This window comes from Azonexus sp. IMCC34842 (assembly GCF_050368855.1).
GTDB classification, from domain to species: Bacteria; Pseudomonadota; Gammaproteobacteria; order Burkholderiales; family Rhodocyclaceae; genus Azonexus; species Azonexus denitrificans_A.
On sequence record NZ_CP178449.1, the window covers coordinates 1185380 to 1202300 of the forward strand.

General features: G+C 61.0%; 16 protein-coding genes. 5 read left to right on the top strand and 11 right to left on the bottom strand.

Translation table 11 applies throughout. The features are described 5' to 3' along the window. The 8 genes from ACLIKD_RS05570 to nifH form a co-directional block, all read right to left on the bottom strand. Entirely contained in the window at positions 1-747 is a 747-nt protein-coding gene (locus ACLIKD_RS05570) for a 4Fe4S-binding leucine-rich repeat protein (RefSeq protein WP_428827511.1), read from the bottom strand. Beyond that, on the bottom strand, positions 737-1000 hold the full coding sequence (locus tag ACLIKD_RS05575; RefSeq protein ID WP_226419324.1) for a DUF6129 family protein: 264 nt from the start codon (positions 998-1000) through the stop codon (positions 737-739). The genes ACLIKD_RS05570 and ACLIKD_RS05575 overlap by 11 nt, the downstream gene beginning before the upstream one ends. Beyond that, positions 997-1728: a dinitrogenase iron-molybdenum cofactor biosynthesis protein gene (locus ACLIKD_RS05580; protein WP_428827512.1), complete on the bottom strand. Its 732-nt coding sequence runs from the start codon at positions 1726-1728 to the stop codon at positions 997-999. Before ACLIKD_RS05580 ends, ACLIKD_RS05575 begins: the two co-directional genes overlap by 4 nt. Before the next feature lie 78 nt (positions 1729-1806). Beyond that, the gene (locus ACLIKD_RS05585; RefSeq protein ID WP_226404672.1) at positions 1807-1998 is read right to left on the bottom strand and encodes a 4Fe-4S binding protein; all 192 of its coding nucleotides are present in this window, start codon (positions 1996-1998) and stop codon (positions 1807-1809) included. 101 nt (positions 1999-2099) lie between these two features. Continuing rightward, positions 2100-2327 (bottom strand): putative nitrogen fixation protein NifT, encoded by a 228-nt coding sequence (gene nifT, locus ACLIKD_RS05590; RefSeq protein WP_226419326.1) that lies wholly within the window; start codon positions 2325-2327, stop codon positions 2100-2102. Positions 2328-2376: 49 nt separating this feature from the next. Further along, positions 2377-3945, bottom strand: a complete 1569-nt coding sequence (gene nifK / locus ACLIKD_RS05595; RefSeq protein ID WP_428827513.1) for a nitrogenase molybdenum-iron protein subunit beta — start codon at positions 3943-3945, stop codon at positions 2377-2379. Positions 3946-4016: 71 nt separating this feature from the next. Then, positions 4017-5489 carry a nitrogenase molybdenum-iron protein alpha chain gene (gene nifD / locus ACLIKD_RS05600; protein WP_226419328.1) on the bottom strand — a complete coding sequence of 491 codons (1473 nt, stop codon included), beginning with the start codon at positions 5487-5489 and terminating at the stop codon, positions 4017-4019. 87 nt (positions 5490-5576) lie between these two features. Further along, the gene (nifH, locus tag ACLIKD_RS05605; RefSeq protein ID WP_226419329.1) at positions 5577-6467 is read right to left on the bottom strand and encodes a nitrogenase iron protein; all 891 of its coding nucleotides are present in this window, start codon (positions 6465-6467) and stop codon (positions 5577-5579) included. Between the two features lie 386 nt (positions 6468-6853). Here nifH and ACLIKD_RS05610 point away from each other — a divergent pair, with 386 nt between their 5' ends. Further along, positions 6854-7672, top strand: coding sequence for an NAD(+)--dinitrogen-reductase ADP-D-ribosyltransferase (locus tag ACLIKD_RS05610; RefSeq protein WP_428827514.1), 819 nt, complete (start codon positions 6854-6856; stop codon positions 7670-7672). Positions 7673-7698: 26 nt separating this feature from the next. Here the strand turns inward: ACLIKD_RS05610 and ACLIKD_RS05615 are convergent, their stop codons facing one another. Further along, positions 7699-10752 (bottom strand): CHASE domain-containing protein, encoded by a 3054-nt coding sequence (locus tag ACLIKD_RS05615; protein ID WP_428827515.1) that lies wholly within the window; start codon positions 10750-10752, stop codon positions 7699-7701. 257 nt (positions 10753-11009) lie between these two features. Here ACLIKD_RS05615 and ACLIKD_RS05620 point away from each other — a divergent pair, with 257 nt between their 5' ends. From ACLIKD_RS05620 to ACLIKD_RS05630, 3 genes are read left to right on the top strand one after another with little or no spacing between them, the layout of a single operon-like run. Beyond that, complete coding sequence (locus ACLIKD_RS05620) at positions 11010-11846, top strand: SIR2 family protein (RefSeq protein WP_428827516.1); 837 nt, start codon at positions 11010-11012, stop codon at positions 11844-11846. A 27-nt stretch (positions 11847-11873) separates the two neighbouring features. Beyond that, positions 11874-12431: a hypothetical protein gene (locus ACLIKD_RS05625; protein WP_226419333.1), complete on the top strand. Its 558-nt coding sequence runs from the start codon at positions 11874-11876 to the stop codon at positions 12429-12431. Next, positions 12431-12808 (top strand): bacteriohemerythrin, encoded by a 378-nt coding sequence (locus ACLIKD_RS05630; protein ID WP_428827517.1) that lies wholly within the window; start codon positions 12431-12433, stop codon positions 12806-12808. Before ACLIKD_RS05625 ends, ACLIKD_RS05630 begins: the two co-directional genes overlap by 1 nt. A 26-nt stretch (positions 12809-12834) precedes the next feature. Here the strand turns inward: ACLIKD_RS05630 and ACLIKD_RS05635 are convergent, their stop codons facing one another. Both ACLIKD_RS05635 and ACLIKD_RS05640 read right to left on the bottom strand, forming a co-directional pair. Then, positions 12835-13722, bottom strand: a complete 888-nt coding sequence (locus ACLIKD_RS05635; protein ID WP_428827518.1) for a YihY/virulence factor BrkB family protein — start codon at positions 13720-13722, stop codon at positions 12835-12837. Between the two features lie 47 nt (positions 13723-13769). Next, positions 13770-13910 carry a hypothetical protein gene (locus ACLIKD_RS05640; protein ID WP_428827519.1) on the bottom strand — a complete coding sequence of 47 codons (141 nt, stop codon included), beginning with the start codon at positions 13908-13910 and terminating at the stop codon, positions 13770-13772. Between the two features lie 19 nt (positions 13911-13929). Between ACLIKD_RS05640 and ACLIKD_RS05645 the strand changes: the two genes are divergently transcribed. Then, the gene (locus ACLIKD_RS05645) at positions 13930-16920 is read left to right on the top strand and encodes a bifunctional diguanylate cyclase/phosphodiesterase (protein ID WP_428827520.1); all 2991 of its coding nucleotides are present in this window, start codon (positions 13930-13932) and stop codon (positions 16918-16920) included. Position 16921: the final 1 nt, after the last annotated feature.

The following is a 16921-nucleotide window of genomic DNA, read 5'->3' on the forward strand; positions in this document are numbered from 1 at the left end:
TCAGGCGGCGGTTTCTTCGGCTAGCCGGGTTCGGGCGGCTTCGCGAACTTCGGTTTCGGGGTCGTCGGCCAGCGGTGGCAGAAATTCGAGCGGTGCGTTGCCGACGGCGGCCAGGCGGACCCACCATTCGGCATCGTTGAGCAGCGTGGCGGCCAGGCCGGGCAGGGCGCGCTCGGCGACGATGGCGCGAACCTCCGGCTCGGGGTCGGCCGCCAGCATGTGCAGGGCGAAGGGCGGCAGGCGGGTGGCGACCACCTTGCGGACTTCGCGCTCCGGATCCTTGCTCAACTTGGCCAGCTGACCATGCGGCAGGCGCCGGGCGACGGTGGCGCGAATCAGGTAATCGGGGTCGTGGATCAGTTCGATGAGCAGCGGCTCGGGCAGGCGGGCGGCCACCGACAGCCGGACTTCGCGGTCCGGATCGCGGGCCATCGTGATCAGCTGGTCGACCGGCAGGCGGGTGGCGACGACGCGGCGGACCACTTCGTCGTGGTCCGATTTCAGTCCGAAGATGCTGTCTACCGGAGCATAGCGGGCGGCAATCGCCCGCCGTTCCCAGAAGATGTCGGTCAGATAGTTCTGCGCCAGTTCCGGGTTGGTGCGCAGGAAACGGTCGATCTGCCGGCCGCTGTGGGCCCGGATGCAGGCGTCGCCCGGCGTGCACCGCCGACTGTTCAGGTAGTCCGGATAGTAGGAGCAGCCGGAACAGAGCCCAAGCCGGCCAACGCCAGCCTGTTCACTCGTCATCGACCTTGGCGGCAACGAGAATGCCGGTCGCGGTGGTGGCTTCGTTGACCAGTTCCAGGCAGTGACCGGAGGCGCCGCTGATCAGGAAGAGGTCGTAGCCTTCGATGCTGAGTGCCGGTTTGTAGCGCGGCGAGACGTCGTCTTCGCCGCATTCGGTGAAATGCAGGTCGGGAAAGCGCTGGCGTAATGAGGCGGCGCGGGCGTCGAGCAGGGTGGCTTCAGCGACCTGGACTAGTTGGGCGGGGGTGATCATGCCGATTCCTCGCTGGCCATGTCTTCTTCGAAGCGGGCCAGCGAGGCCGACGGGACGCCCATGATCTGGGCCAGCCAGGGCGGCGGCGAGGCGAGCCGGCCCTGTAGTTCGACCAGCACTTCGCGGGCCTTGCCGCCGCCCGGTTTCTTGACCGGATGGACACCGGCACGCACCGCCTTGGCGGCGGCCGGGCCGCCGATCGACTGGATATAGACGATCTGGCAATCGTTGATCAGCGCCGAGCGGGCGGCATTCTTGTCTTCGGCGGTGTCCGCTTCGACGGTACTGCGCACGGCAATCAGCTTGATGAGGTCGCGGCCGACCTGGTAAATCAGGAAGCGCTCGCAGGAGCCGAAGTGACCATCGAGATTTTCGCCACGATTGGCGGCCACGGCGACGCGCAGCGAACCGGGCATTTCGCCTTCCTGGTAGGCATCGACCGTCGGAAAATCGCTGTTGGCAACGCCCTGACCCCAGAGCAGGCGGACCGCCTCCTTGAGGACTTCGCCGTCGACGCCGACATGGCAACCCTGTTCGGCGAAGTCGCCGGCCAGGATCAGGCGCAGGTCTTCAACCGTCAGTGCGGCCAGCTTGGCCTCGGTGAGCGGCGATTCCAGTTTCGCGATCAGCGCGCCGACCAAAGCGCGGACATCCAGACCATTCAGGGCGCGGGCAGCAAGGGCGATGCGCAGGGCAGCTTCGCGGGAAGCAATAGGGGTGTCGGACATGATGGGCTCCAGGGAAAGACTTCAGTGGAACGCCGGTGCAGTTCTAATACTGCTCCGGCGCTCGGCTCAAGGCTTTACTCAGGCCGGGCTGATGCAGCCCGACGGGCAGACATCGACACACAACGGGGAGTCGTTGTGGCCGTCGCATTCCGTACAGGTGGCAGCATCGATCTTGAAAAAGATCTTGCCGGACGAGATCGACTTGGTCGGACAAACCGGTTTGCAATCGCCACAGGCGGTGCACATGTCGGGGTCGATTTTCATTGCCATGATGGTTAGCTCCTAGTAGTTAGGATTGAGTTGCCTAGCGCTTAGGGGTCGATTTTTGCGGTTACTCGATCCTAATAGCTGAATCCTCGATCCTGCTTCACTCAGTCTTCGGCCGCGCCGAGGCGCTTGGCACGCAGGGAAATAGGCAGGCGGGACGGTTTGGCGATCGGATCAATGTAATAAAGCCCGCCGTTGTCCAGCTTCAGTTCGCCACCCCATTTTTCCGTGGTGTCGAATTCGATGGACTCGATCGAGGCTTCCAGATCGCGCTTCGGGAGATAGAACGTCAACCCGCCGCTATCCGCTTTACTGATCATGATGTTGGCCATGTAACTCTCCTGCAGGACCGGCGGAGCCGAAGCTCCGCCGGCGGTCCGTTTAGCGAACCAGGTCGAAGTTGAAGTCGGTCGTACCCATGCCGATCGTTTCCTTGTCGAGTTGCTCAAGGACGGCGTTGGTCAGCTGGGTGACTACCGACATCATGCCTTCGTAGCCCATGGTGGTCTGACGATGCAGGTGATGACGGTCGAACAGCGGGAAGCCGAGGCGGATCAGCGGTACTTCGAACTCTTCACCCTTGTACTTGGTGTCGCGCTGGATGTACTTGCCGTAGGAGTTGCCGATCAGGAAGTCCGGCTTGTCCGTGAAGCACAGGCTGCGCATGTGCCACAAGTCGTTGCCGGCATAGACCTTGCCATTGACGCCGAACGGGCTGGAAGCGAGGAGCTTCTCGACCGCCTTGGCCCAACGCTTGTTGCCGTTGTGGGCCAGGATGTGCGTCGGTTCGGCACCGCACTCGAGCAGGATCTTGACCATGCCGAGGACGAAGTCCGGGTCGCCGTACAGGGCAAACTTCTTGCCGTGCAGCCAGGCGTGGCTGTCGGCAATCAGGTCCATACAGCGGCCGCGTTCCTTGGCCAGCGATTCGGGAATCGCCTTGCCGGTGAGCTCGGAGACCTTCATCAGGAACTCGTCGGTCCACTCGACGCCCATCGGGACGCTCAGCTTGGGGATCTCCTGGTTCCAGGTGTTTTCGACGAATTTCTTCGTCTTTTCCAGCTGGGTCGGCTGCAGCAGCACGGTCGTGATGGCGTTCGGCGCGTCCTTCACTTCGTCCATCGTCGTGCCGCCGGAGTACATGCGGAATTCGCCGTCGGCCGGGGTGTCGAAGACTTCGCTCGGATCGGACAGGAAGGTGTAATCGACAGCCATCTCACCAAGCATGCGCTTGATGACACGGTAGTTGCCAAGGTAGGTCTCGAAGCCCGGAATGATGTTGATCCGGCCATTCGAACCGACCTTCTTGCCGTCCATGTAGTTCAGCGTGAAGTAACGGAGGATGCCTTCTTCCATGTTGTCCCAGCCGGTCGTGTGCGAACCGACGAAAGACGGGGTGTGGGCGTAGGGGACCGGGTAATCCTGGGGGATGTGGCCGTCCTTCTTGGAGTTGTTGATGAACGCATTCAAGTCGTCACCAATAACTTCCGCCATGCAGGTCGTCGACACCGCGATCATGTCCGGCTTGTAGATCGCCTTGGCGTTGGCCAGACCGTCGTGCATGTTCTTCTGACCGCCGAACACGGCTGCATCTTCCGTCATCGAGTCGGAAACGCAGGAGCACGGTTCCTTGAAGTGACGGTTGAAGTAGGTGCGGAAGTAGGCGACACAGCCTTGCGAGCCATGCACGTAAGGCAGGGTCTTGTGGAAGCCGGTGGCACACAGAACGGCGCCGAGCGGCTGGCAGGCCTTGGCCGGATCGACGGTCAGGGCTTCGCGCTTGAAATTGAGATCCTGATATTCCTGTGTCGTCGTCCACATGAAGGTCTCATAGACCTTCTCGGGGGCGTGACCCTCTTCGAATTTCTCGCGTTTTTCGGCGAGATTCTTCTTGTAGTCGTCGTCACGGAACAGCGGGTAACAGGGCTTGATCTTGTCTGCGGTTTGCATTGCTATCTCCTTGCCCGAGCCGCTCATCTGCGACTACGGGCGCAAGGTAAAAGATTTGCCGTTGAGCTAACTCAGGCGGCCTTCTTCACTTCTTCGGCAACAGCCTTCTTCCAGGGCGGCACGAGGTTGCCCCAGACCGGACTGGACAGAGCGATGTCCATGTCGCGGGCGAAGATGGCGAAGCCGTCGTAGCCGTGGTAGGGGCCGGAGTAATCCCAGGAGTGCATCTGGCGCAGCGGAATGCCCATCTTCTGGAAGATGTACTTTTCCTTGATGCCGGAGCCGACGAGGTCGGGCTTCAGCTTCTTGACGAACTCTTCCAGCTCGAAACCGGTGACGTCGTCGTAAAGCAGGGTGGCATCGCCCATTTCCTTGATCGTCCGGTCGTAGTCGTCGTTGTGGCCGAATTCGTAGCCGGTGCCGATCACTTCCATGCCGAGATCTTCGTAGGCGCCGATCACGTGACGCGGGCGCAGGCCGCCGACGTACAGCATGACTTTCTTGCCCTGCAGACGCGGTTTGAACTTGTTGATGATCTCGTCCATCATCGGCTGATAACGGGCGATGACCAGTTCGGTCTTTTCCTTGATCGAGTCGTCGAAGAAGGCGGCGATCTTGCGCAGCGATTCGATGATCTTGGTCGGGCCGAAGAAGTTGTACTCAAGCCATGGAATACCGTACTTCTCTTCCATGTGGCGGCTGATGTAGTTCATCGAACGGTAGCAGTGCAGCAGGTTCAGCTTGACCTTCGGCGTGTTCATCATTTCCGCCAGGGTGCCGTCGCCGGACCATTGAGCGACCACGCGCAGACCCATTTCCTCGAGCAGGATGCGGGTTGCCCAGGCGTCGCCGCCGATGTTGTAGTCGCCGATGATGGCCACGTCGTACGGGGTGCCTTCATAAGGCTGGCCGTCGCGCTTGTCGATGACCCAGTCGCGGATCGCGTCGTTGGCGATGTGGTGACCCAGGGACTGGGAAACACCACGGAAGCCTTCGCAGCGGACCGGAACGATGGGCTTGCCGATGGCGGCGGAACCCTTCTTGGAGACCGACTCGATGTCGTCGCCGATCAGGCCGATCGGGCATTCCGACTGAACGGAGATGCCGCGGTGCAGCGGGAACAGTTGTTCGACTTCCTCGATCAGCTTGGCGAGCTTCTTGTCGCCGCCGAAGACGATGTCCTTTTCCTGGAAATCGGAAGTGAAGTTCATCGTGCCGAAGGAATCGACGCCGGTCGTGCCGACGTAGTAGTTACGGCGACCGGCGCGGGAATACTGACCGCAGCCGACCGGGCCGTGCGAGATGTGGATCATGTCCTTGATCGGACCCCAGACCACGCCCTTGGAGCCGGCGTAGGCGCAACCACGGATGGTCATCACGCCGGGCAGCGACTTGCGGTTGGAAGTGATGCACTTCTTGGATTGTTCAACAGTTTGATCGTTGGCCGTAAGGTGCTTTTGGCGGTCCTTCTTGGCCTTTTCCGGATAAACCTCGAGCACCTCGGCGATGAGGGCTTCGGTTTCTTCGCGAGACAGAGTCGTCATGTTTTCCTCCTGACGTCGCCACCAATCTGTGGCCGACGTGCTGGTTGAAAGTACCCCCTCCCGTCCGGGGAGAGGGCGGGGTCTTGCTTAGGCAGCAGCAGCGGCCAGTTCGGCGGCGGTTTGGCCGACGATGGACTCGTCTTCCGCTTCCATGATGCCGAATTCCATCAGCAGCTCTTCCAGCTCTTCCATCTCGATCGGGGTCGGGATGACGAAGTTGGTGTTGTTGACGATCTTGTTGGCGAGCTGGCGATATTCGTCGGCCTGCTTGTGCTTCGGATCGTATTCGACCATCGTCATGCGGCGGATTTCAGCGTGCTGCACGGCGTTGTCACGCGGCACGAAGTGGATCATCGTGGTGCCGAGGCGGGCAGCCAGGGCCATGATCAGTTCGTCTTCGCGGTCGGTGTTGCGGCTGTTGCAAATCAGGCCAGCCAGACGGACGGAGCCGGAGTTCGCGTACTTCACGATACCCTTGGCAATGTTGTTGGCAGCGTACATCGCCATCATTTCGCCGGAACAGACGATGTAGATTTCCTGTGCCTTGTTTTCGCGAATCGGCATGGCGAAGCCACCGCAAACCACGTCACCCAGCACGTCGTAGAACACGAAGTCGAGGTCTTCGTCGTAGGCGCCTTCTTCTTCAAGGAAGTTGATGGCGGTGATGACGCCGCGGCCGGCACAGCCGACACCGGGTTCCGGGCCACCGGATTCGACGCACTTGATGCCGCCGAAACCAACGGAGAGGACGTCCTCGAGTTCGAGGTCTTCCACGGAGCCGGCTTCAGCAGCCAGGTGCATGACGGTGGTTTGAGCCTTGGAGTGCAGGATGAGGCGGGTCGAGTCAGCCTTCGGGTCGCAGCCCACGATCATTACTTTTTTGCCGGATTCGGCCAGTGCCGCCACCAGATTCTGGGTGGTGGTTGACTTGCCGATCCCGCCTTTGCCGTAGATGGCGCATTGACGCAGTTTTGCCATGGTGTAATCTCCTTAATCTGTCAGTCGATTTGCGAAGGAATCATTGAGAGTCGCACCTCACCTTCTGCACGTTGCGTGCCAGGTCGATTGACAGACAGCAAGTGATTGAATACAAAATGAAAATAGAAAAATGCCCGATACTGGGCAGGGTGGATGGATGCGACAATTCCCCCACCCTTTGTAGGGGTGACGACAACGCGTCGAGCACAAGCGAGACAAAACTGTACTCAGGAGGCGCCAGCCTCCACTCTGATTCGTTGCGAGGCAGCGACGGGCTTCTGTCCGGAGCAACTCACAACGCGTCGAGCACCAGCGAGACAAAACCGTACTCAGGCGACGCCAGTCTCCTCGCTGATTCGTTGCCAAGCAGCCACGAGCTTCAGGCCGTGGCAACTCACAAAGCATCACTGCCCCGCGATGCCCGGCTGCCGATCAATCGCTGCAACCTGCCGGCCGTCGTGCTGGGCAGCCTGACTTTTCAGCGCTATCCGACCCCGTTGTTGCTCGACGGCGTCGCCGAACTGCATCGCGACCTGTTCCGGCGGCTGGCCGATGCTGCCCCGGGCGAGCGGGGCAATGTCTTTCGCGATTACGTGACGGTGCTGTTCCAGCTCGAATGGCCGGAAGAAATGGGCCTGACCGGCAAGCAGAAGGGGCGGGCCAAGGCCAATTACGTGCGGATGATCCGCGGCTGGAGTTTCGATTCCGACAGCCGCGAGGGAGCGGTGCTCAAGGGCTGGGTCGAATCGCGCTTCGGTCTGATGCCGCGCTGGCACGGCCAGCCCTTGCTCGATCCGGCCGGCGAGGCCTACAGCCGCTACATGGAGATGCGCTGCCAGGGCCTGTATGGCACCAGTGCGCTGGAGGCCCAGTTCGATCTGGTGTACACCTATTGTCAGTATGAGCTGGCCGAACGCCACCCGGGGGCCAGCCATGTCACGCTCTATCGCGGGGTCAACCGGGTCGCCGATCATGAGATCCTGCGGCGCGGCGAGGGGGGGCACTACACCATCCTGCTCAACAACCTCAACTCATTCACCTGCAGTCGCGAGCGGGCCTGCGAATTCGGCGACTACATTCTTGCGGTGGATATTCCGCTGAGCAAGATTTTCTTCTACTGCGGCCTGCTACCCGGCGTGCTGCAGGGCGAGGACGAGTTTCTGGTGGTCGGCGGTGTGGTCGATGTAACTTTGTCGACAACCTGAAGGGGCGCGGGGCGCGCCGCCGTCGATCAGGACGGTTTATCGGCCAGCCACTTGACCAGCGCCCGGAAGAGCGTATCGGGATCGACCGGTTTGGCGATGAAGTCGTTCATCCCCGCTTCGAGGCAACGGCGGCGGTCTTCGGCAAAGGCATTGGCGGTCATCGCCAGGATCGGCGTGGTCCGGTAGGCGGGCAGGGCGCGCAGGGCGCTGGTGGCTTCCAGGCCGTCCATTATCGGCATCTGGATATCCATCAGGATCAGGTCGTAGTGCGTCTGCATGGCTTTTTCGAGAGCTTCGGCGCCATCGTTGGCGACATCGATCTGGAGACCGAGCATGTCGTGCAGCAATTCCTTGCCGACATCCTGATTAACCTGGTCGTCTTCGGCGAGCAGGATTCGTTTTTCCCGATACTGACTGCGCAGCAGCGCTTCGGCCTCCGCCCCCGAGGTGGTCGTGGTCGGTGTCTGATTCGCCATCCGCTCGGCCTTGTCGAGCTGGAGCGAGAACTTGAAGGTGCTGCCCTGGCCGACGGTACTGCTGGCTTCGATGTTGCCACCCATCAGGCGAACGATGCGCTGGCTGATCGCCAGCCCCAGGCCGGTTCCGCCATGCTGGCGGGTGGTCGAGCTGTCGGCCTGCTCGAAGGGGGCGAAGATGCGCTGCAGTGCATCTTCGGGAATCCCGATGCCGGTATCGGTGATGGCTATTTGCAGCCGGATATCGGTCGGGGTTTCCTGCTCGATCGAGGCCCCGATGTTGATCCCGCCCTGCTCGGTGAATTTGATCGAATTGCTCACCAGATTGAGCAGGATCTGTTGCAGGCGGAGCGGGTCGCCGATCACATCCATTTCCAGCAGACGCTTCGGCATGTCATTCTGTAGGCGCAGGTGTTTGGCATCCAGCTTGTCGCTGACCAGGCTCTCGACATTGGCAATGATGCTGCCGATCCGGAATGGTATTTTTTCCAAGGTCAGTCGTTCGGCATCGATTTTGGCCAGGTCGAGAATGTCGTTGAGCAGACGCAGCAGATGGTTGGCGGCATTGGTGATCTTGCCGAGCTTGTCGCGTTGCACCGGGTCCTCGCTGTGGCGCCAGAGTATTCCGGCCAGCCCGATGATGGCGTTCATCGGCGTCCGCAGCTCGTGGCTCATATTGGCCAGGAAGCTGCTTTTTGCCCGGTTGGCCGCTTCCGCCGCTTCCTTGGCGATCGACAGGTCGGCGGTCCGTACCCTGACCAGTTCTTCCAGATGGTGGCGGTGCTGCTCGAGCTCCGCTTCGGCCTGCCGGCGCTCGGTGACATCGACGATGACCCCGATCACCGCCGGCTTGCCTTCGTAGTCCATGGTGCGGCCATAGACTTCGACATTCAACCGGCTGCCATCCTTGCGCAGGCCGACGAACGCATAGTTGAGGGACTGCACTTCGCCGCGCATGCGGCGCTGTAAATTGCCGGCGACCAGTTCCTGATCCTCGGGGGCGACCAGGCTGCTGACCGGGAGCCGGTTGATGATTTCATCCGGCCCGGCATAGCCGAACATTTCGGCGCAGCGCGGATTGGCATAGGCAAAATAGCCGTCCTGAACGATATAGACGCCGACCAGCGATTGCTCGATCAGGCCGCGGAATTTGCGCTCGGCATTGAGCAAGTCCTGTTCGGCCTTCTTGCGTTCGGCAAGGTCGCGGCAGGAGCCCAGGATATTGCCGTTCGGCAGGCGAACGGAACTCAGTTCGATGAGGGCGGTGGTGCCATCTTTCCGGCGCAGCTGGAGCTCGGTAAAAATGTATCCTTCGCTGAGCACCCGGGCAAAAATCCGCTGATGTTCTTGGTCCTGTCCTTCTGGCGTCAGCGCGCCGAGCGTCATCGCCAGCAACTCCTCGGTGCTGTAGCCAAGCAGCTTCGAGGCTTTCGGATTGACGTATTCGTAGTGGCCGTCGCTACGGGCGATGAAGACCGCATCCGGCGTGTTGTCGAGGATGCTGCGCAACGAGTTTTCACTCTCCGCCAAGCGGGCGGCGCTCGCTTCGATACGGCGCTGGTGCCGGGCATTGTTGAACAGCACGATGAAGATCATCCCGCCCAGCAGCAGTATGCCAAGCGCCACGCTGCCGGGCAGATGGCTGTTGGTGATGGCATCGAATTCGGGGCGGCTCTGAAAGCGGGCGATCCAGCGATGGCTGTCGAGATCGATTGGCAGGCTTACCGAATAACGGCCGCCGGCAGTTGCGGTCCGGCCCTGCCGCGAATCGAAGAGCAGGTTGCCGGGTATGGCTTCTTCGTCGAACAACTCGGTCTCGACGTCCCTGATATTCTTGCCGACAATGCTGTGAAACAGATCGCCGGCGCGGAAGGCGCTGTAAACATAGCCGATCAGGGCACTGCGGCGAGCCGCGATACCGTCGCGCGACATGGTCGGGCGATAGACCGGGAAGTAAATGAGAAAGCCCGGCTGTACTCTCTTCCCTTCGTCCTGGACGAGAATGATCTTGCCGCTCAGCGCCGGCCGCCCGGTATCCCGGGCCCGCTCCATCGCTTCACGGCGCACCGGCTCCGAGTACATGTCGTAACCCATGGCCGACCGGTTGATTTCGTCGAGTGGTTCGAGGTAGGCGACGACGCCGTATTGTTCCCGTTCGCCGGCGGGGCGTATCTTGTAATCGGGGAAACCTTCGGCCCGCATGGTGCGTTCATGGGCGGCCTTGTCGCGTGAGGCGATCATGAGGCCCAGGCCAAGCCCTTGAACGCCGGGCAGCGTTTTACCCAGTTCAAGGCGCTCGACATAGCCTTGCCATTCGTCTCGGGAGATGTATTGGCTCGATTCGACAAAAGCCGCCACACCGCGCAGCACCTGTTCGTAGGCCTGCAGGCGGGCCAGAATGTTGTCGCGCTCCCGTTCGGCGCGGTAGACAAAACGGTCATTGACCCGATTGGTGACCATTTCCCGGGTGACATACCAAGCACTCAGCGTGAGCAGGAGTGTCAGTGCCAGTGCCAGCCAGGCCAGCAATTCGGGGGTGAGCAATCCCCTTGGTCGAATATCCAGCGAATCGAGGTGTGGCGGATCAGGTTTTTTGTCTTCCAAGACCGCTCCGTTTTTTTTGGATACTGCATCAACCATAGCATTTTAATTGCTATCGGTGGCTGGCGATTTGATCCCGATTGGGTAATCCGGGCGGCCTCTCGTCATGATCGTGTACCGCACAAGCGGTCGTCCGTTGTTCCGTCGCAAACCCGACAATCGGCTAGGGCTGCGGCCGTAAATCCTTGCTGTTAGGGATCTTGGGTGCGGGCGTGGAATTTGCGTCTAGCTGGATACACCCCACCTCCAGAGAACAAAACATGACTCCTGAACTGCGCGAAAAACTGCTGGCCGGCCTCAAGGATGGCAGCATAGTTCCCTATCTTGGTCCCGGTGTCCTGGCCGACGTTAAGAACGTCGCCAGCGGTGCGCCGATTCCAGCCGACAGCAATTCGCTGATCTACGCGATGAACGACGGCAAGCCAATGGCCCCCAAGCTGATGTACGAGTTCCCGCGCGCCGCGATGAACGTCGAGCTAAAGCGCGGGCGCAGCGCGGTGACCAAATTCCTCACCCGTACCTATGGCGAAACCGCGTGGACGCGAGGCGCGGTGCACGACTGGCTGCAGGGCATTGCGCCGCATTACGTGATCGACATCAACCGCGATACGCAGCTGCAGGATTCCTACGCCGCAGTGCCGCACAACCTGATTGTCGGCATCGCCCGCCTGGGCGGCACCGATTTTCGCTACAAATTGTATTTCTGGGACGGCAACGTCTATCAGAAGAGCACTGCCGTCAATCCGGCCATTCCCATTTTGTTCAAGCCGATGGGCACGCCGAAGCCGGAGCCGACCTACATCGCCTCCGATGCCGATTACGTCGACTTCATCACCGAACTGATGGGCGGCTTTTCGATCCCGCCGGAAGTCAAGGAGCTGCGTAAGGGCAAGCAATACCTGCTGATGGGCCTGCGCCTCAACCGCGATACCGAGCGCATGGTGATGTCCGACTTCATCTACAGCGCCGCCGAGCCGGCCGGCTGGGTGTTGATCGCCGAGCCGACCGACAAGGAAAAGCGCTTCTGCAAGAAGATGGGCCTGCAAATCGTCGATGCCGACGTTTTCGAGTTCATCGGCGCCGCCGTTCCCGCCTGAAATATCACTACTCTCAAAGGAAGAAACATGCTGCTTGATCGCTACGAACCGCTCTTTTTCAACGCCAATTTCAAGGAAGCGGCCGGCGCGCCGGGTTTTGTCGCCTACCGCGGCGAATTCATCCTGAAGGAAGGCGAAGTTGCCGATGCCCAGGGGCGCCGCAAGCCGCCGACGGAAGTCCTCAAGCAGGCCGTGCTGCTGGCCGAAGGCGATGAACTGAAACTGATTGCCGGCTCGCTCGACGAATTGCAACAGTTCGCATTTTTGCTCGAAGTTATCGGCGACGATCTGAAAAGCGGGACGATTGCGGTGCTGTTTACGGTCAACATCCCGAAACCTTTCGTTGCCGCGGTCAACGGAGCGCTGGTCATCTTCATTCCGCTGGTCCAGGGCATGGTGTGGACCGAACTGAGCGACCTGGTCGCTCTCGACAAGGGCGATTTCAAGGGGCAGGGCGCCGCCGACAAGGTTTTGACGGTCTATAACGCGCTCAAAGGCAGCAAGTTCAAGTATCCGGAAATGAGTCTTGAACAGGCGCTGGCGACGACCAACGATGCCAAGCGCATCACGCACGGCGCGATCTGATGCCGTGGGATGAGCGCTACGTGCTCGGGGTGGCGGAGATGGATGCCACCCACCGGGATTTCGTCGAACTGGCCTATGCCTTGCTGATCGCCGGCGACGACGAATTCCCGGTCCTCTTCGCCGAACTGCACGACCATACCCGCCGCCATTTCGACAACGAGGGCAAGCTGATGAAGTCCTGTCGCTTCCCGGCCATTGGCGAACACCACAGCGAACATCTGCGGGTACTCGGCGAACTGGCGCATTTTTCCCGCAGCGTCGCCGCCGGTCGCCTCGGCATGGCGCGCAACTACGTCAAGGGCCTGCCGGAGTGGTTCGCCACCCATCTGGCGACGATGGATTCGGCGCTAGCGGCCTGCCTGAAACGGACGAACTGACCTTCCTCGCCAGGCCGGGCTTCCCTTTAGCCAGCCTCCGGCAAGGTCGTCGGCCGGTCGAGCCGTTCGTACTCGGCAATCACTTCGGCACCGAGCAGGAGCAGTGTTGCCGATATTTCAAGGCTGAACAGGATGACGACCGTACTGGTCAGCGAGCCATAGACCACGCTGGCCTGCGACAGGCTGGTGAAATACCAGACCAGCAGGTGGCGAATGATTTCCCACAGCAAGGCGGCGGTAAAGCCGCCGATCAGCGCATAACGCACGGCAATGCGGCCAACTGGCAGGAAATGGTAGATAGCGGCGAGGATCAAGGTTTCGGCGGCCAGTCCGAGCAGGTAGAGCAGGGTGCCGGATATCCCGTGCAGGTACCACGGGCGGCCGAACAGGAAAATGCTTTCGGGCATCATTGCCTGAACCCCGACTGAAATCAGCGTGACGGCAACCAGACCGACTCCGAGCAGTCCGACAAAGGCGTAGGGCAGCAACAGCGAGAGCAGCGATGAGCGCTGTTCGGCCATGCAGCGCCGGGCGAAGATGACGGCCATCGCCTGATTGAGACCGGAAAAAGTCAGCGAGCTGAAGAAAATCATCGTGGCGAGCAGCACGCTGCCGATGGCCACCCGTTGCTCGAGAAAGCGCGACAATTCCTCGAGCACCGCGGAGGACTGGCTGGGTACCAGCCATTCGAGGTAGCGCCCGAGATTGCTCAGCAATTCGGTCGGCGGCATCAGATGGGCGAGGACGATGGCGCACAGGACGAATAGTGGAACCAGCGAGAGCAGCGCGTAATAGGCGATGGCGCCGGCCATCAGCAGGCCCTGGTTGGCGCGGAAGTTCTTCAGGACCGTCAAGGCGAAGCCGAGCGGGTGGGTAAGAACCTGCCGGGCAGGGGAGTTTGCGTGGTTCGCCATTTCCTCGGTTGATCCGGGTCAAACGAAAGATCATGCCAGCATCCTGCTCAAACACCAACGGCCAGCCTGTCGCCATTGGCCAGCGCAAAAACATATTCAGTTGAAATGGCGAGGAATGGCTTGTTGCCGCGGGTTTCGATCGGAAAGTCGAAATTCTGCTGTGCTAAACTTCTTGCATAATTAATCAAATGGATTGCGGGGGGGTACTTGGCGGCGAAATGGTCTTTGCGTTTCGGTGCGTTGGCGGTCGTCGTGCTGTGCCTCGGCCTGTTTGGCTGGGTCGGGCTCGATCTGCATCAATCGCGCGAAAGGGAATTGCAGGCCGCCGAGCATGCCGGCGGCACCCTGGCCAAATTGCTGGAGGGTCATTTACAGGGCGCGGCGCGCCAGATCGACCAACACCTCTCCGATTTCGTCCTGCGCTTTCAGTTTGCCGTCGCCGACCGGACCCCGCGGGCCGTGCTCGAACCTGAATTGCAGCGCTACCTGAGCCGTTTTTCCGAGGTTCACAGTTTTCGTGTGGCCGATGCCGAAGGGCGCTATCTCTACGATGCCAGCGGCGTGCTGGCCGACGTGAATATCGCCGATCGCCCGTATTTCATCGAGTTGCGCGACAACCCCGGCGCTGAACTGGTGATTTCCCCACCCATCGTTTCCCGCGTCACCAACACCATGGTGATCGTTTTTGCCCGTCGTCTCCAGGACCGGGCCGGCAATTTCATCGGTATCGTGCTGGGGACATTGCGGGCGGATTATTTCGAGCGCTATTACCGTGCGCTGGATGTCGGTCCGCACGGCGTCATTGCCTTGTGGAGCCGCGATTTCGAGCTTTTCGCCCGGTGGCCGCAATTGCCGGCGGAGCAAGGCAAGACCGTCGGCGACAGCCCGATCCCGGCGCGTCTGCAGGCCGGTAAAACGGCTGGCACTTTCCGGCGGGCCGGCGGGCTGGATGGCGAAAAGCGGGTCTTCTCCTACCGCGCCGTCGACGGCTTTCCTTTCGTCTTTTCGGTTGGTCTGGCCGAACGCGACGTGTTGGCCGAGTGGCAACGCCGGGCGCTGACCTACGGCGTACTCGGGGTGGTCCTGTTGATCGCCTTGATCGCTCTGATCCGGGCATGGGGGCGGGGTTACCGGCAGGCCGAGGAACTCGCTGAAAAAATGACCCGGGCCTATGCCGAAAAAACCCGCGAAGGCCGGGCCTTGCTCGACTCGATTCCCGATCCGGCCTGGTTGCTCGACAACGACGGACGTTTTCTGGCGGTCAATGAAGCCTACTGTCGTTCCAAGGGGCTGCCGATGGACAACATCCTCGGGCGAACGGTGGAACAGATTTTCCCGGCCGAGGAAGCAAAGCGTTTGCGCGAGGGGCAACTGGAGGTCTATCGCAAGGGCGAGCCGGTTCGCCAACTGGTCTGGCTGCAACTGGGCGGGCAGAGCCGTCCCTTTGAATTCCTGCGCGTTCCGGTCTATGGCGATCAGGGCGAGGTGACCGGGCTGGCCGGCGTCGCCTGGGACGTGACCGAGCGTTATAAGGCCGAAGAGCGGCAGCGCTTGATTACCCATTTTTTCGATCACGCCAACGATGCGGTATTGATTCTCGATGCCGAACGCCGGGTGTTGACGCTGAATCCGGCGGTTACGGCGATCAGTGGCTACGATCTGGCCGATCTCAAAGGCAAGCCGCCGCGTTCGATTATCGGCGGAAGTGTCGAGCCGGATCTGCTCGATGCCATTTTCCTCGCGCTGGCCGAGCATGGCGTGTGGCGTGGCGAGCTGGATACCACCCGCAAGGATGGCAGCCCGCTGCCGATCTACTGCAATATCAGCGCCATTCGCGATGACGACGGCAAGATTGTCAACTGGTCGGTTTTCGTGACCGACCTGAGCGAGCGCAAGGCGGCCGAGGCGCGCATCGAGTCCTTGACGCATGTCGATCAGCTGACCGAACTGCCGAATCGCCAGGGATTTTCGCGGATGCTGGGGGAATGGCTGGCGGCCGGCAAGCCGGGGGTGCTGATCGTCATTGACCTCGATCAGCTGAGCCGCATCAATGACGCCTTTGGCCATTCGGCCGGCGACACGATGCTGCGCCGGATCGGCGCGCGGTTGCGCAGGATCTTGCGTAACGGCGATGTGCTGGGGCGCCTAGGCGGCGACCAGTTCGGCTTGTTGATCAGTCTGGCGGGGCGCTCGCAGACCGCCGAGATTCTGGCTCGCAATATTCTCGACAACATGGCGCGTCCGGTGACGATCGAGGGGAGCGATGTGGTTTCGACGGCCTGTGCCGGTATCTGCCTGCTCGGCACCGATGGCAACGAGGTCGCGACGCTGTTGCGCAATGCCGACGCTGCGCTGCACCATGCCAAGACTTCCGGCCAGAATTTGTTCCGGTTCTTCTCGGCCGACATGAACGTCCGGATGGCCGAGCGCCTGCGCCTCGAAAGCGATCTGCGCGGGGCATTGGGACGCGGCGAGCTGGCGCTGCATTATCAGCCGCAGGTCGATCTGAAATCGGGCGAAATTGTCGGATTCGAAAGCCTGTTGCGCTGGCAGCATCCGGAGCTCGGCATGGTTTCGCCGGTCGAATTCATTCCGGTGGCGGAAGAAAGCCGGCTGATCCTGCCGATCGGTGCCTGGGTGCTGGAAGAGGCCTGTCGCCAGAACAAGGCCTGGCAGGATGCCGGCATGGCTCCCAAGGTGGTGGCGGTGAATCTGTCGGCCGTCCAGTTCCACAGCCTGGATGTCGTCTCGGCGGTCTCCAAGGTACTTGCCGTGACGGGCCTGGAAGCCCGCTTTCTCGAGCTGGAGATTACCGAAAGCGTCATCGTCGAAGATCCGGAGCGCGTTGTCCGCATCATGGACGAACTCAAGGCGCTGGGCGTCGGGCTATCGATCGACGATTTCGGTACCGGTTATTCCAGCTTGGCCTACCTGAAACGCTTTCCGATCGACAAGATCAAGATCGACCGTTCCTTTGTCCGCGACCTCGAACGCAATGCCAACGATGCGGCGATCATCCGCATGGTCATCGGGATCGCCGCCGAGCTGGAGCGCAAGGTGATCGCCGAAGGCGTCGAAACGATCGAGCAGCTGGAGTTCCTGCGGCGCCACAATTGCGACGAATATCAGGGTTACTACTGCAGCCGGCCGGTTTCGGCCGACGCCATCCCGGCCCTGGTCGCCCGGCATCGGGCCTGAT

Coding starts and splice junctions, on each gene's coding strand:
- ACLIKD_RS05570 (WP_428827511.1), bottom strand. CDS start 747: ATGACGAGTGAACAGGCTGGCGTTGGCCGGCTTGGGCTCTGTTCCGGC.
- ACLIKD_RS05575 (WP_226419324.1), bottom strand. CDS start 1,000: ATGATCACCCCCGCCCAACTAGTCCAGGTCGCTGAAGCCACCCTGCTC.
- ACLIKD_RS05580 (WP_428827512.1), bottom strand. CDS start 1,728: ATGTCCGACACCCCTATTGCTTCCCGCGAAGCTGCCCTGCGCATCGCC.
- ACLIKD_RS05585 (WP_226404672.1), bottom strand. CDS start 1,998: ATGGCAATGAAAATCGACCCCGACATGTGCACCGCCTGTGGCGATTGC.
- nifT (WP_226419326.1), bottom strand. CDS start 2,327: ATGGCCAACATCATGATCAGTAAAGCGGATAGCGGCGGGTTGACGTTC.
- nifK (WP_428827513.1), bottom strand. CDS start 3,945: ATGCAAACCGCAGACAAGATCAAGCCCTGTTACCCGCTGTTCCGTGAC.
- nifD (WP_226419328.1), bottom strand. CDS start 5,489: ATGACGACTCTGTCTCGCGAAGAAACCGAAGCCCTCATCGCCGAGGTG.
- nifH (WP_226419329.1), bottom strand. CDS start 6,467: ATGGCAAAACTGCGTCAATGCGCCATCTACGGCAAAGGCGGGATCGGC.
- ACLIKD_RS05620 (WP_428827516.1), top strand. CDS start 11,010: ATGACTCCTGAACTGCGCGAAAAACTGCTGGCCGGCCTCAAGGATGGC.
- ACLIKD_RS05625 (WP_226419333.1), top strand. CDS start 11,874: ATGCTGCTTGATCGCTACGAACCGCTCTTTTTCAACGCCAATTTCAAG.
- ACLIKD_RS05630 (WP_428827517.1), top strand. CDS start 12,431: ATGCCGTGGGATGAGCGCTACGTGCTCGGGGTGGCGGAGATGGATGCC.
- ACLIKD_RS05635 (WP_428827518.1), bottom strand. CDS start 13,722: ATGGCGAACCACGCAAACTCCCCTGCCCGGCAGGTTCTTACCCACCCG.